General features: G+C 63.0%; 12 protein-coding genes. All 12 read right to left on the reverse strand.

The genetic code is table 11. From position 1 onward, the window contains the following. Positions 1 to 129: 129 nt before the first annotated feature. Positions 130 to 1644 (reverse strand): septum formation inhibitor-activating ATPase, encoded by a 1515-nt coding sequence (locus ACOTSS_RS10270; RefSeq protein ID WP_448688073.1) that lies wholly within the window; start codon positions 1642 to 1644, stop codon positions 130 to 132. A 2-nt stretch (positions 1645 to 1646) separates the two neighbouring features. Next, the gene (locus tag ACOTSS_RS10275; RefSeq protein ID WP_448688074.1) at positions 1647 to 4001 is read right to left on the reverse strand and encodes a hypothetical protein; all 2355 of its coding nucleotides are present in this window, start codon (positions 3999 to 4001) and stop codon (positions 1647 to 1649) included. 152 nt (positions 4002 to 4153) lie between these two features. Then, positions 4154 to 4375: a helix-turn-helix transcriptional regulator gene (locus ACOTSS_RS10280; RefSeq protein WP_448688075.1), complete on the reverse strand. Its 222-nt coding sequence runs from the start codon at positions 4373 to 4375 to the stop codon at positions 4154 to 4156. A 1-nt stretch (position 4376) separates the two neighbouring features. After that, positions 4377 to 4607: a DUF2274 domain-containing protein gene (locus ACOTSS_RS10285; RefSeq protein ID WP_448688076.1), complete on the reverse strand. Its 231-nt coding sequence runs from the start codon at positions 4605 to 4607 to the stop codon at positions 4377 to 4379. Beyond that, positions 4600 to 5928 (reverse strand): TrbI/VirB10 family protein, encoded by a 1329-nt coding sequence (locus ACOTSS_RS10290; protein WP_448688077.1) that lies wholly within the window; start codon positions 5926 to 5928, stop codon positions 4600 to 4602. The genes ACOTSS_RS10285 and ACOTSS_RS10290 overlap by 8 nt, the downstream gene beginning before the upstream one ends. Beyond that, positions 5819 to 6640 (reverse strand): P-type conjugative transfer protein TrbG, encoded by an 822-nt coding sequence (gene trbG, locus ACOTSS_RS10295; protein WP_448688078.1) that lies wholly within the window; start codon positions 6638 to 6640, stop codon positions 5819 to 5821. Before trbG ends, ACOTSS_RS10290 begins: the two co-directional genes overlap by 110 nt. After that, positions 6637 to 7485 (reverse strand): conjugal transfer protein TrbF, encoded by an 849-nt coding sequence (gene trbF / locus ACOTSS_RS10300; RefSeq protein WP_448691329.1) that lies wholly within the window; start codon positions 7483 to 7485, stop codon positions 6637 to 6639. Before trbF ends, trbG begins: the two co-directional genes overlap by 4 nt. Positions 7486 to 7489: 4 nt before the next feature. After that, positions 7490 to 8818, reverse strand: coding sequence for a P-type conjugative transfer protein TrbL (trbL, locus tag ACOTSS_RS10305; RefSeq protein ID WP_448688079.1), 1329 nt, complete (start codon positions 8816 to 8818; stop codon positions 7490 to 7492). Between the two features lie 127 nt (positions 8819 to 8945). Continuing rightward, positions 8946 to 9680: a P-type conjugative transfer protein TrbJ gene (gene trbJ, locus ACOTSS_RS10310; protein WP_448688080.1), complete on the reverse strand. Its 735-nt coding sequence runs from the start codon at positions 9678 to 9680 to the stop codon at positions 8946 to 8948. Next, entirely contained in the window at positions 9677 to 12136 is a 2460-nt protein-coding gene (trbE, locus tag ACOTSS_RS10315; protein WP_448688081.1) for a conjugal transfer protein TrbE, read from the reverse strand. Before trbE ends, trbJ begins: the two co-directional genes overlap by 4 nt. Beyond that, positions 12130 to 12402 carry a VirB3 family type IV secretion system protein gene (locus tag ACOTSS_RS10320; protein ID WP_448688082.1) on the reverse strand — a complete coding sequence of 91 codons (273 nt, stop codon included), beginning with the start codon at positions 12400 to 12402 and terminating at the stop codon, positions 12130 to 12132. The genes trbE and ACOTSS_RS10320 overlap by 7 nt, the downstream gene beginning before the upstream one ends. After that, the gene (locus ACOTSS_RS10325; RefSeq protein ID WP_448691330.1) at positions 12399 to 12710 is read right to left on the reverse strand and encodes a TrbC/VirB2 family protein; all 312 of its coding nucleotides are present in this window, start codon (positions 12708 to 12710) and stop codon (positions 12399 to 12401) included. Before ACOTSS_RS10325 ends, ACOTSS_RS10320 begins: the two co-directional genes overlap by 4 nt. Positions 12711 to 12727: the final 17 nt, after the last annotated feature.

Below are 12727 nucleotides of genomic sequence, written 5' to 3' on the forward strand. Positions count from 1 at the left end.
CGAACAATTATAGTATATTATTGAAATACATATAGTTTTTTAGAATCATCAAATCTTATGCCCACATTCCTCCCCACATTTTCTAATGGCTACCGCCAACGAAGGTGCGATGAACGCCAACCGACACAACTATTCGAACGTAGCTATTCGGCCGCATTCCTGAAGCAAGCTGATTGCCGTTTGCAACCGATCGGGCGTGGGCACGGGTGCGCCACGCGCCTGCGTCCCCGGCGTCAATGTCCATCCACCTTCGTCCATCACGATCCGCAGCCGTAAAAGCGTCTTCCCGCGCCCCCGCGCATCGGCAAGACCGCGCCCGACACACCAATAGGCGTGCTGGGCGATAATCCAGACGTCGATGCACCTGCCGATGAAGTACCGCATCGTCAGTCTTTGCCACTGACCCGCCTCCTTCAAGGCGCGTGCTACGGGCAAACGATCAAACGCCTCTGATTTATCCCATTTCTCGTTCCTGCCGGTGGTCAGACAGAAATGTAGGCCTCGGGCAATCTGCGTCGGTATGTCGCCCTGCCAGTCCTGAGAATTCAAGGCCTCGTCGAGTTTGTCGAGCTGCTGGACGGCATTGCCTTCAGCTTCTCCGCGCAACCACTCATGCGCCGTTTCATCATCTTCTAGTCCCGCCTGTTTGACGAAGCGCCGTGCAAGTTCATCTGTGCTCACGGGGCGGTCCACCAGTTCCCGTATAAGCCAGTAGAACATTGCTTCGAGCGACAGGCGGAAAAGCTGGCGTATCTGGAGCCTTCGCCATGCGTCAGCTCGGGGGTGAAGGTCGGCGATGTCCAGCCACTCTTCAGGCGGCGATGCCATCAACGCACGAAGTGCGCCCGCCTCCGGTTCGTCATCATACAGAAATTCGACCGCAGCCTCCAGCATGGTCATGCCCTCGCGGCGCATGGGGTCGGCTTGCGGCCCCGCCAACCGTTCAAAACCCGCCAGCCGTTCGGCTTCGGTAAGGTCGGACAATTCCCACAATTCACCCCATTGCCGCACATCGTCTCGCCCGACCTCCACGCTTCCCAGCTTGTTGAAGGCAGGATGATCCAGCTCGTCGGCGAAATTCTCCTCGAAAGCTTCGAGCATAGAATCCAGAATGGGATTTGGCTGAAACACGCCTGCCGGACCTGCGGGAATCAGCCAGCCCATGCTGCGCAGTCCGGGGCCATAGTTCAGTGGCGAAATGAGGCCCGTCGAAGTCCGCCGCAAATTCCTGCGCTGCTCCCATTTCTTGCCGCCGAAGCGATAGGTTTCCTTTTCGCCATAGATGAGATCGGCGAGCGCCTGACCACCCGGAATTCCGGCATCGGTATCGAGAAGAAATTGCGACCATGAATAGATTGCCTCGATCCGGTCCACGAAATCGCGCATTTGCTCATCGGTTGCCCCACCGAGCTTATCTCTCTCAATAATAGTCCTGACCCGACGCCATGCCCATGTCATGAGGACAAACGGGCGCAGGCGGCTCGCCACATTGTTCAGCCCAGGCAGAACCTTATCCATCAGGTCGAAGTTGATCTGGCGCAGCCCCAAAGGGTCGACGCCGCCGACCAGCACGCCGCTCTCTTCGACAATGGAGGGCGCAGACGTATTGGCTGCGACAGCAAGGAGTTCTTCGAGCGATGCCATCCCTATACCTCCCTGCACAATATGATGCCGCAATGGTGTGTCACGCCCATCAAGCGCAGGTCTTGATAGCGACCTGTCGGCAGGACCAAATTGCATTTGGGGCACGATTTTCGGGGTTCTTCCACGATATGGAAGCGGGAGCGGGTCTCGCTGTTTGCAAAAGCCGAACTCAACTGCTGCCAATACGGGCTATTTTGGAGAATAGGGAACGACGGGAGAGGTTCGCCGTTCTCTGCCGCGTCAAGATACGCCCGCACTTCCTCGCCCGGTGTACGGGTAGCGCGGACTTTCCCCATGAATTGCTCTGCATTCCACGATGGCGACAGAATCTCCACGAACCCCGGAATGGCCTGATCGTCTGGCGCAAATTCCACCGGATCAACTCCTGAACGCAGCAGGAACGTCCGTGCCCGTTCGGCGGCGCGGTCCAGCCCGTCGCTTGCGCGAAGGAGAACGCCAGCGGTTGCGATGGGTGCATCCATTGGCAGGCCATTGTGAACAAACGCGCCAAGGATGCGAGCCAGCCAGCCAAAAACGACCGAAGGTGCAGGGCGGACACGATCCGCGAGATAGTGCGCAAGGGCGAATGCCGATGCGGCATGGATACCCTTGTGTCTTTCGGCAAGCATTTCTTCCAGAAGATCGTCCAGCGCATTCATGGCGCGGTGCTTGGCGTTGTCTTCCCGTTGAAGGCGCTTCAGTCGTTCGTCCTCGCCCTCGGCATCTTCCTCATCCTCGGCCTGATCGTCCTCGCCGGTTCCCGATTTCCAAGGTCCGCGAGGTTCGGTGAAGGCGGAGCGAACCAGCCATAGTGCCCGCTGCCATGCGGGCTCGCTTGTACTTGACGAAGCGGGGCCGGAAGCGTGAAATTCACCGACGGCGCGCAATTGCTCAATCGAAACCCAAATCGGTTCGTGCTCGGCTTTGCCGTCGCCTTGTCCGCCACGGGGCATGGCGGATACGATGCGAACGGGATCTTCCTTGAACCATGTCAGTATAGCGGCGACATCTTCAGGGGTTTCCGTGCCTGACAGCATAGCAAGGAGGCGAGGCGCCATCGCGCCCGCCTTCTGGATGATCTTGGCTGCCGCGGCGATGGACATGAAACCCTCGGCAACATTGTCGTTTTGCTCGATACGGAGCACCATCCTGCCCCCGCCCCAGCTTTGCATTTCCAAGTCGGGCGCTGCCGCCTCGAACCGTCCAGCGCCGTCGATATCGATTATGCCAAGATCATTATATCCTGCGGTCGTGGCGACGCTCAGGGTGGCTTTGCCCTGCAAGCGAGGGACGATAACTTTTCCGACAACGCGATCACCCTCAAGCATGGCACGAAGAATGCCTTTTCTGCTCTCCCCATCGTCTGTGTCTTCTGTCTCAGCCAACGGGTAGGCGGCGGGCTTGACCGCGGCCTCTACCTTCCACCCCGTCGTGACATCGCGCTGCATTCGCACGAGCGAGGCTTCCACATTCCCGGCAAAAAGCGCTGCATTGGTGGCATTCGCGCTCCCCGCCACCAGCAGACGCCCACGCCTGCACAGAACCTCGATACATTTGGCATGGAGCGCCCGAGAGCCGTCATCAAACGGGGCATCGACGCACACGGCGCGGGCGGAGAGCGCCTCAGGCCAGTTCGTGCCCATTGTCCCTCTGACCGCGCCCTTGGGTTCGGGGTGGACGTGTAATCGTACATCCTCGCATTTCAGCAATGCCGACAGGCGCGAAACGGCACTGCCCGTTTTATCGAAATAAGGAGAAACAATGGTGACGCGGGTTGCGCCGCCAAGGTCGTCGGCAAATTGCGCCAGTTGTTCAGCAATTGAGCCACCTACGCTGTGGAGCAGGCGATAGGTTCCATTTCGCGGCGCGCCTCGGGCCGCCAAGCGAAGCTGCGCCGCGGTAAGCTCAAACTGGTCGGCAACGCCCGTGCGGATCGTGTCCGCGATGGCGAGAGATTCGAACAGGTCGGCGGCATCATCGAATGCGTCAGCAGCAAAGCTCGGATGGAGGTGATCGACCGTCTCGAGGTTCATCCCCCAACCACCAAACGTCAGATTGCCGGAACTGATCAGCATATGGGCGTCACCCTCGCCAAAAAGCAGAGTCAGCTTGGGGTGGAATACGCCCGTAGTGCTGGCGACAGGCTCAAGCTCATAATCGCGACCGGCACGACGTGCGCCCTGTTCGCTTAAGGCCGCCCGTATCCCTTCCGGATCGGCAAGAATGAGGGCATTCCGCCCGCCACCACGGACCAGCCGATCAAGAACAACGGCTTCGAAGAAGGAAAGACTGAGAGCGTAGGTGGTGAAAATGACGCGCTGCCACGGGGCGGCGCCAATGAGATCAAGCGGCTGCATTCCTCGTATTGCACTCCCCCTCACGCCGCGTCCTCAGGCGCGAATATCATGCTTTCCGCCAATACTTCGTGGAACCGAAGAAATGCTTTACGACTGGGAACATTACCCCACATTCATGCGGTGGTGACAATGCTTGGAAGCCAAGCAATCCTTTAGACTTTGCAGTGCTTTCCCTCGAAGCTGGCCTTTACGTCCGCAATCCAAGCAACGATTTCGCGCTCGCTCCATCGCGAAGTGCCGGGCGACAGCTTGTATGGCTTGGGAAAGCGGCCGTCGTTGACCATCGTATAGATCATCGTCTTGCCGAGTCCGACGCGGCGGCACACCTCCGGTAGCCTCAAGAAGCGTTCAGGCTGTTCCAAAGTCGCGGGCATTTCACGACTCTCGCCGCTGGCGAGCCGACCGCGCTTTCGCAAATTCTCGATCGCCCGCAAGAAAGCGGTCGAGCATGAAGGGAATGAGGTCTGCCACGGACTCCCGACGTCCATAAGCAACTTCATAGGCATCGGCGTAGGCGTTCAAAGCCTCGAACAAGTCCGGCATGACGTTGATCGCGATCTTGACCGGCGTTCGGTCCGGCAGCTTCGGCAATTTGAGATCAACCATGCTCGCCTCCCCACGACCGACCGACGACAATATCCTTGTGGACGACGACGCGCAGCGGCCAACCGGGGCGGATGCGCATGGTCGGTTGGATGTTCAGGTTGCGGGTGACGAACTGATCCCCTGCCCGTGCCCCGCTCTGCTGGGCGGCCTCGCGAATGGCGCGCACAAGGTCGCTCTCGGTGTTGCCGAAACTCAATTCGGTGCCGACCCCGAGCAGCGACGAAAGGGCGACGCCCTTCAATAGCTGCCACGTATGCCGGTCGATCTTGTCGGACAGCCCCGCGTAACCCTGCGTGTCAGTCGCCGGCACATTGTCGATACGGATCGACGAACCATCGGGGAGGATGATCCGCTGCCAGACGACCAGCGCGCGGCTCTGACCAAAGGCTACGACGCTATCGTAGCTGCCGATCAGCCGCGAGCCTTGCGGAATAAGCAAGCTCCGCCCCGTCACGCTGTCGTAGACATTCTCGGTGATCTGCGCCGTCACCAGCCCCGGCAAATCGGAATTAAGCCCGGTGATGAGACTGGCCGCGATGATGCTCCCCGCCTGCAAGGTCCAGGGCGAGACGGGCGCGATCAGCCGATGCGGGTTTACGTCGTAGTCATCGTTTGCCCTGCCGACCAGCGCGTTCTTGCGCTGTTGTCCGTTCTGATCATCTGCGGCCTGCGCGGGCGCTCGGAACTCGGGTGACTGTTCCGCCGCAACCGCGGCAGGGCGGCCCGGCGTGGCATTGCCGGCAATTTGCAGCATCACGCCCGATTCCCGCGCCGCGCGCTGCTCGGCGGCGATCCGCTGACGCTCGGCTTCGGCCGCTTGCGCTGCGCGTTGCGCAGCTTCGTCGCCGCCGTCCTCCGACGCCATCTCCAGCCCGCGTTGGTGATTGAGGATCGGGCGTCCCAAATCTCCGGGCAGCGGCGCGCCAAGCTGGGGAATGTCGCCGTAGCTCGTTGGCGCACCCGCGAGCGCGTCGGGCGGCGCTTTCGCAGCGACCGGCTTGTCATCCGCCGGAAGAGCTATATCGACGCTCGCAGGTCTCAGCGCCAGCCAGGCGACGCCGACGATCGCGGTCGATCCGGCAGCGGCAATCGCAATGATCGCGCCGCGACGAAAGCGAGCGACGCGCCCCGGCGCGGCGCGCAGAACGAGCGTTTCGGGGTCGGCCTTGGGCGGCGTGGCCGGTGCAGCCTTGGCGGGTGGTTGGTCGGGTTCAGTCACGACCGCGCCTCCGATTCGGCTGCACTGTCTCGATCCGCACGATCGTCTGCTTCTTGCCGCCAAGGCGCAGTTCGGCGGCGCCGAACAGGCGGTCGATGACATAATAGCGGCCCGCCATGCGATAGTTGACGAGTTGGGCTTCGCCGTCGTCGCCGATGACGAACAAGGGCGGCGCCTCGCCCACAGCGATCGATGGCGGAAACTCGATGAAGGTTTGCTGCCCATCGTCGAAAGCGCGGACGGGTCGCCATGCGGGCTTGTCGCCACTGATCGCATAATTGAAATTCAGCCCCTCGACGGCGAGGCCCGACGCAATCGGTGCGGCGGCGGTCGCGGCATCCTGCCGCCGACGCAGCGCGATCAGTTCGTCCTGCGGATAGGTCCACGACAGCGCCGCCATTGCGCCGGTCGATCGGCTTTCCAGTTCGAGGTGATAGACGCGGCGCGAGGTCGTAATAACAAGGTTCGTTTTCAGACCCGACGAATAGGGTTTCACGAAAATATGGGTGCGCTGATCGGCGCCGTTGCCGCTGGTGGTATCGCCCACAGTCCAGCGCACGGTATCGCCAGCGGCAACCGACGTGATCGTCTCGCCCGGTTGCAAGATAATGTCGGTGATACGCTCCGGCGCGGCATAGAGGCGATAGAGCGCGCCTTCAGCATAGGGATAGACCTGCACGGCGCGAACAAAGCCGGCGCTCGATGGTTCGCGCAGCGCGGCCTTGTTCGCGACCGTGACTTTCGCGGTGGACTGAGCGGCAGCGGGAACGGCGAGCACGGCAAGGCTCGCCGACAAGACGACGGCGCGGATCATGGTTCGCTCCTTTCGGGGGGTTGCGAGGGTTCGGGATCAAGCTGCGGGCCGAGCGGAAGGTCGTCGGGCTCAGCATTGGTCGGCTCGGACGGCGCCTCGCCAGAGGACGGCGCGACCAGCTCTTCCGGCGTCGGAAAATGATCGAGTGACTTCAGAACATCGGTATCGAGTTCGCGGCTCCAGTCGATCGCATCAACATAGAGACCGAGCGGGTTTTTGCGCAGCACTTCGGCCGAACGGGGCGGCTGCACCTTCACGGTCAGCATGGCCGTCCAGCGCGAGGTGCCGGCAAGACTGCCGCGTTCATATTGCTGCTCGGTCCATTTGACCTGAAAGCTGGTGTCCGACGCGCGAACGACGCTGGTGACCTGCACCGACACGGTGCGGCGGCCGACCTCCGCGAACGGATTATCGGCGCGGGCATATTCGCCGAGAAATAAGGAAGCTCGCTCGGTCGCGAAATCATAGGCCGACAGCCAGTTTGCGCGCATCAAAACCGGATCGAGCGAGCGCGAGCGGACATTGGCGATAAACTTGCCAAGGTGCCACGCGATCTGCGGGTCGGTCGCTTCGTAGTTGGTGGCGGCGGGTGCGACGGCGCGCGCTTCGCCGAGTTGATCGACCTCGACGACATAAGGCACGACGCGGCTTTGGATCGACTGCCATATCAGCGCCGCTGATAGGCCAGTGGTGAGCAGCAACCCGCCGAAGGCCATCAGCCGCCAGTTCTTCGCCTGAACGCGCCCGGCGCCGATGCGCTCATCCCATAACTGGCCGGCCTTTTGATAGGGTGTCGCGGGTTCGGGCGTCTGCCCGTAACGTTGCACAGCTCTTTTGAATTTCATGACCTTAGTCCCTTTCCTTGATGTCGGGTGTGATACCGCCGCCGCCGCGATCACCAGCCTGGATCGCGTGAATCGCCATCTGGCGGCGATGGCGGCTGGTCTGGGCAGAATGGAGCTTCTGCGCCCATGCGGGCGGTGTTGTGCCACCGGCACTGGCAGCACCGGCGGCGCCCGCCGTAGCTTCGCCGCCTCCTGCTGATACCGTGCCGCTGGTTCCTGCGGCCCAGGCGGCTTGCTGACCGCGTGCCGCAGCGTCGCGAAGCCCGAAGACACCCTGTATCTTGTTGGCGGCGGCGCCCTTTGCGGCGCTCGCCATGCCGCCTATGCCGGCGCTGATCGTGGCGGAGCCCGACGTTTCCTGCCCGAGCTTGTAGGCGGTGGATGCGGCGCTTCCCATCGAAGTGCCCGCACGGACGGCACCGAGCCCGGCACCGCCCACCCCGCGTGCAGCGGCGACCGCACCGGCGCCGCCCATCGCGAGACCACCGGCGGCAAGCGCGGTCGTCGCGACCGCCGATCCGGCGCCAAGCTGCGGGGCACCCGCGACCAGCCCGGACGCTATGCCGGGGCCGAAGATGGCGAGTCCGAACAGCGCAAGGCTGGCGAGCATCAACGAGACGGCTTGCTCGATCGACACCTCGTCGCCGGTGATCGCGCTGGTGAAGTCCGCAAAATAGTTGGAGCCGATGCCAACGATGACCGCGAGCACCATGACCTTGATGCCGGAACTGACGATATTGCCCAGCACCCGTTCGGCGAGGAACGATGTGCGGCTCCACAAGGCGAAGGGAACCAGCACGAAGCCTGCAAGGCTCGTCAGCTTGAATTCGAGGATGGTGATGAACAGCTGGATCGCGAGGATGAAGAAGGCGGCGATGACAATGACCCAGGCGATCATCAGCACGGCGATCTGGACAAAATTGTCAAAGAAATCGATCGGGCCGACCAGCTCGGCCGCCTGCACGAGGAGCGGCCAGGCCGCATCGAACCCGGTGCCCGCGAGCCGCCCGGGCATCAGCAAATCCTGCGCGCCGATCGTGCTGCCGCCCGCCGTCAATCCCAGCCCGGCGAAGCTGCGGAAGATGATGTCGGTAAGCAGCGGAAAGCTGTTCAATATCAGCGCGAAGGCGCCGACATAGAGAATCTTCTTCAAGAACTTGCCGATGACATCATTCTCGCCGCCGAGCGCCCAGAAGAGGCCGGCGAGCGTGATGTCGATGCCGATCAGGATCGTGGTCAGGAATCCGACATCGCCGCCAAGCAGCCCGAAACCGCTGTCAATGTAGGCGATGAACGCCTGCATGAACTGGTCGATGACATTCAGGTCCTCCATGTCGGTCGGACTCCTGCACAATGGTGGATGGGTGTCGCGGGGACCGCTGGCCGGGAGAGGAAGACCAGGCGGCCCCCGCGACGGGACGGCGCTCGCCGGGGAGCAAGGGGCGCAGCGCCGCCCAAGCTCACTGGCGCGGCGTGTAAGCCTTGCCGTCGCCGAGGAAGCGCGTCGTCCGTGCGCGTGCCTCGCGCGCGCTCTGACCGCGCGCCGCGGCCTCAAGCGATTGACTTCGGAACTGCGCCGCCATCAGGTTTTGGAGCTGGAACTGCTGCTTCGCCGCGAGCGCGAGAAGCTGGTTGGTGGCCTGCTGTGCCGCGAGCGACCCTTCGGCGCCCTGGCTCTTGGCGACGATCGCCGCGAGTGCCTGCGCGTCGTCGCGGACATTCTCGACGATGCCGCTCTGCACCGCCATCGTCTGCCGAAACGCCGCCATCTCATTGTCGAGCCGCTGCTTCGCGGTCGCAAGCCGCTGGTCGCGTTTCATCACCTCCCCGCCGCTGCCCGGGAACTGCTGGCGGAATTGCTCGCCCAGTTGATCGACGCGAAAGTCGATTCCCTGGGCTTGTCCCATCAGCTTGTCGATCTCGCCGAGCGTCTGGCGAAGCTGATCGAGCTGCGGGAAGTCGATGCGGCTTAGGTTTTTGCCTTGATTGACAAGCATCTGCGCTTCGTTCTGAAGCGACTGGATCTGTTGATTGACCTGCTGGAGTGTCCGCGCGGCGGTGAGCAAATTCTGGCGATAATTGGTGGGGTCGAACACGCTGATCTGCGCGGTGGCCGGCGTGGTCGTCAGCACCCCGGCACCGATCGCGCCGATGACGCCAGTTCCGAGCAAGGCGGTAATGACATATTTCTTCACGGGGTTTCTCCTTCGAGGGGACGGGCGGCGGGAAAGGCTGCAAGCAGGTCGGCCGCCCAGGCGAGGCCGGCTTGATTGAGAAAGCGCGCGGCAAAGTTGCCCTGCCCATGCTCGACCAGGATCGCGTCGATGAGCTTCTGCGTTTCGGGATCGGATGCACCGCAAAGGGCGAGCGCGACCGGGCCTAGCCCCAGCTCGAACAGGCGGTTGCCACGCGCCGATTGCAGATAATATTGCCGCTTCGGCACGGCGCGGCTGACCAGTTCGATTTGCCGCTCGTTGAGGCCGAAGCGAACGTAGGCCGCCTGGCTCTGCGGTTCGATCGCCCGGTCGTTCGGCAGCAATATCCGCTGCGGACAGGATTCGATGATCGCGGGCGCGATGCTGGAATCCGCTATGTCCGCAAGGCTCTGCGTCGCGAACACAACGGCGACATTGCGCTTGCGGAGAACTTTCAACCATTCCCTGATCCGCGCAGCGAATAGGGGGTGGTCGAGGAACACCCAGGCTTCATCGAGAATGAGCAGCGTCGGCCGCCCGGTGAAGCGTTCTTCGAGCCGATGGAACAGGTAGGTCAGGACGGGCGCGACGACGCCGGCCTGTCCCATCAGCGCTTCCGTCTCGAAGCATTGCACATCAGCGATGGCTAGATCGTCCTCTGCCGCGTCGAGCAGGCGGCCGAACGGACCTTCGAGCGTATAGGGTGCCAGCGCCGATCGCAGCGGCGCCGATTGGAGCAGCAGCGACAGCCCGGTCAGCGTCCGTTCTTCGACCGGGGCGGTGGCGAGGTTGCCCAGCGCTGACCAGACGGCTTCCTTGACCTCCGGCGTCACCAGCACCTTCTCATGGGCCAGCAGGGCGCCGATCCATTCGGCGGCCCATGCCCTCTCGTCCGCGCGGTCGATATGGCGCAAGGGCTGGAAGGCGATGGCGCGCCAGCCCTCGTCATCCTCGCCGCCAAGGCCGAGCGCATGATGCTCCCCGCCCATCGCCAGCACTGCGGCGCGCGCCGAAAACCCCTTGTCGAAGATATAGACTTGGGAATCCGGGTAGCGCCGGAATTGGAGCGCCAGCAATGCGAGCAGCACGGACTTGCCCGCGCCGGTCGGCCCGACGATCAGCATATGGCCGACGTCGCCGACATGGGTTGAGAGCCGGAACGGCGTCGATCCGCTCGTCTCCGCATAGAGCAGCGGCGGCCCGTCCAAATGCGCGTTGCGCGCCGGCCCCGCCCATACCGACGACAGCGGCATAAGGTGCGCGAGATTGAGGGTGTGAACGATCGGTTGCCGGACGTTGGCGTAAACGTGACCGGGCAGCGAACCTAGCCACGCCTCCACCGCGTTGACGGTTTCGCGGATGCAAGTGAAACCCAGCCCGTTGACGATGCGCTCGACCGCGCGCACCTTTTCTTCGACGCGGGCGCGGTCGGTATCGGCGACGGTGATCGTCGTGGTCAGATAGCCGAACGCGACATGATCGCCGCCGAGTGCCTGTAGCGCCAGGTCGGCATCGACGACCTTGTTGTCGGCGTCGCTGTCGAGCAGTTGGACCGGCTGATTATAGATGACCTCACGCAAGAGCGCCGTCACCGATTTGCGCTTGTTGAACCACTGGCGGCGCAGTTTGGTCAGCGCCTTGGTCGCGTCGGTCTTGTCGAGGGCAATGAAGCGCGTCACCCAGCGATAGCCGAAATTTTCGTGATTGAGGGCGTCGAGGATTCCGGGACGGCTTATGTTCGGGAAGCCGACTATGGTCAGCGTCCGCAAATGCGTCTGTCCAAGCATCGGTTCGAGGCCGCCGGTCAACGGCGTGTCGGCAAGCAGCCCGTCCAGATACATCGGGGTTTCTGGAACGCCGACGACATGGCGCCGCGTCGATATGGTGTCGTGCAAATAGGTCAGCGTCTCGCCGTCATCGAGCGCGCGCGCCTCCGGCATGAAACCCGAAAACAGGTCGAGCGCCCTATCGGTTTCGGCGATGAAGCTCGCTAGCGCCTGCCGCCAGTCGCGGCCCTTCATGTCGTCGCTGCGCTCGACCAGCGCGCGGCCCGCCGTGTCCGTCTGGTCGGCCGGCGGCAGGAAGGTGAGCGTCATATAATAAAGGCTCTCGAAATGCGCGCCCGCGCTCTCGAAGCCCGCTCGCCGTTCCTGATCGACCAGCCACGACGCCGCATCGGGAAAATTGCTGTCGGGATAGCCCAGCGCCTCGCACCGCTCCGCCTCCATGTGGAGCGCCCAGCCCGATCCGAAACGCTTGAGCACATTGTTCGCCCGCGCGCAGGCGCCAACCAACTCGGCCTCCGTCGCGCTTTCAAGGTCTGGCCCGCGAAAGCGCAAGGTGCGCTGAAAGCTGCCGTCCTTGTTCAAGACGATACCGGGGCCGACCAGCGCCGCCCACGGCAGATGATCGGCCAGCCGGTCGGCGCGGCTGCGATATTCGCGCAGGTTCAGCATGTCAGATACCCCCGTTGCCGAAGGTGGCGGGCAAGGACGGGCGCGAAATCCGGGTCACGCTTCGCGGCGAAAACCGCGAGCGTGTGGCCGACCGCCCACATCACCAGCCCCGCAATCCATTGCTGCAAGCCCAGCCCGAGTGCGGCCGCGATCGTGCCATTCACGATGGCGATGGCGCGCGGCGCGCCGCCGAGCAGGATGGGTTCGGCCAGCGCGCGGTGCATCGGCGCCTCGAAGCCCTCGATATGGCTGCCGGTGCCGATCATGCGATCAGCGCCCCGCCGCCGAACGAAAAGAAAGACAGGAAAAAGGAACTGGCCGCGAAGGCGATCGACAGGCCGAAAATGATCTGGATGAGGCGGCGGAAGCCGCCCGCCGTTTCGCCGAACGCGAGGGTCAGGCCGGTGACGATGATGATAATCACCGCGATGATCTTGGCGACCGGGCCTTGGACGGACTCCAAGACCTGCTGCAACGGTTCTTCCCACGGCATCCCCGACCCGGCGGCATGGGCCGCACCGGCAATGCCGAGAACCAGCCCGACATTGATGCTGACGACCGCCAGCCGCAGCATTTCCGGGGCGCGGGCGC

The sequence above is a fragment of the Sphingopyxis sp. NJF-3 genome (assembly GCF_053514865.1).

Excerpts from the sequence above, each read along its gene's own strand:
- trbF (WP_448691329.1), bottom strand. The coding sequence starts at position 7,485 with ATGAAATTCAAAAGAGCTGTGCAACGTTACGGGCAGACGCCCGAACCC.
- trbL (WP_448688079.1), bottom strand. The coding sequence starts at position 8,818 with ATGGAGGACCTGAATGTCATCGACCAGTTCATGCAGGCGTTCATCGCC.
- ACOTSS_RS10325 (WP_448691330.1), bottom strand. The coding sequence starts at position 12,710 with ATGCTGCGGCTGGCGGTCGTCAGCATCAATGTCGGGCTGGTTCTCGGC.
- ACOTSS_RS10320 (WP_448688082.1), bottom strand. The coding sequence starts at position 12,402 with ATGATCGGCACCGGCAGCCATATCGAGGGCTTCGAGGCGCCGATGCAC.
- ACOTSS_RS10275 (WP_448688074.1), bottom strand. The coding sequence starts at position 4,001 with ATGCAGCCGCTTGATCTCATTGGCGCCGCCCCGTGGCAGCGCGTCATT.
- ACOTSS_RS10280 (WP_448688075.1), bottom strand. The coding sequence starts at position 4,375 with ATGCCCGCGACTTTGGAACAGCCTGAACGCTTCTTGAGGCTACCGGAG.
- ACOTSS_RS10285 (WP_448688076.1), bottom strand. The coding sequence starts at position 4,607 with ATGGTTGATCTCAAATTGCCGAAGCTGCCGGACCGAACGCCGGTCAAG.
- trbE (WP_448688081.1), bottom strand. The coding sequence starts at position 12,136 with ATGCTGAACCTGCGCGAATATCGCAGCCGCGCCGACCGGCTGGCCGAT.
- ACOTSS_RS10270 (WP_448688073.1), bottom strand. The coding sequence starts at position 1,644 with ATGGCATCGCTCGAAGAACTCCTTGCTGTCGCAGCCAATACGTCTGCG.
- trbG (WP_448688078.1), bottom strand. The coding sequence starts at position 6,640 with ATGATCCGCGCCGTCGTCTTGTCGGCGAGCCTTGCCGTGCTCGCCGTT.
- ACOTSS_RS10290 (WP_448688077.1), bottom strand. The coding sequence starts at position 5,928 with ATGTCATCGACCGCCTGTTCGGCGCCGCCGAACTGCGCCTTGGCGGCA.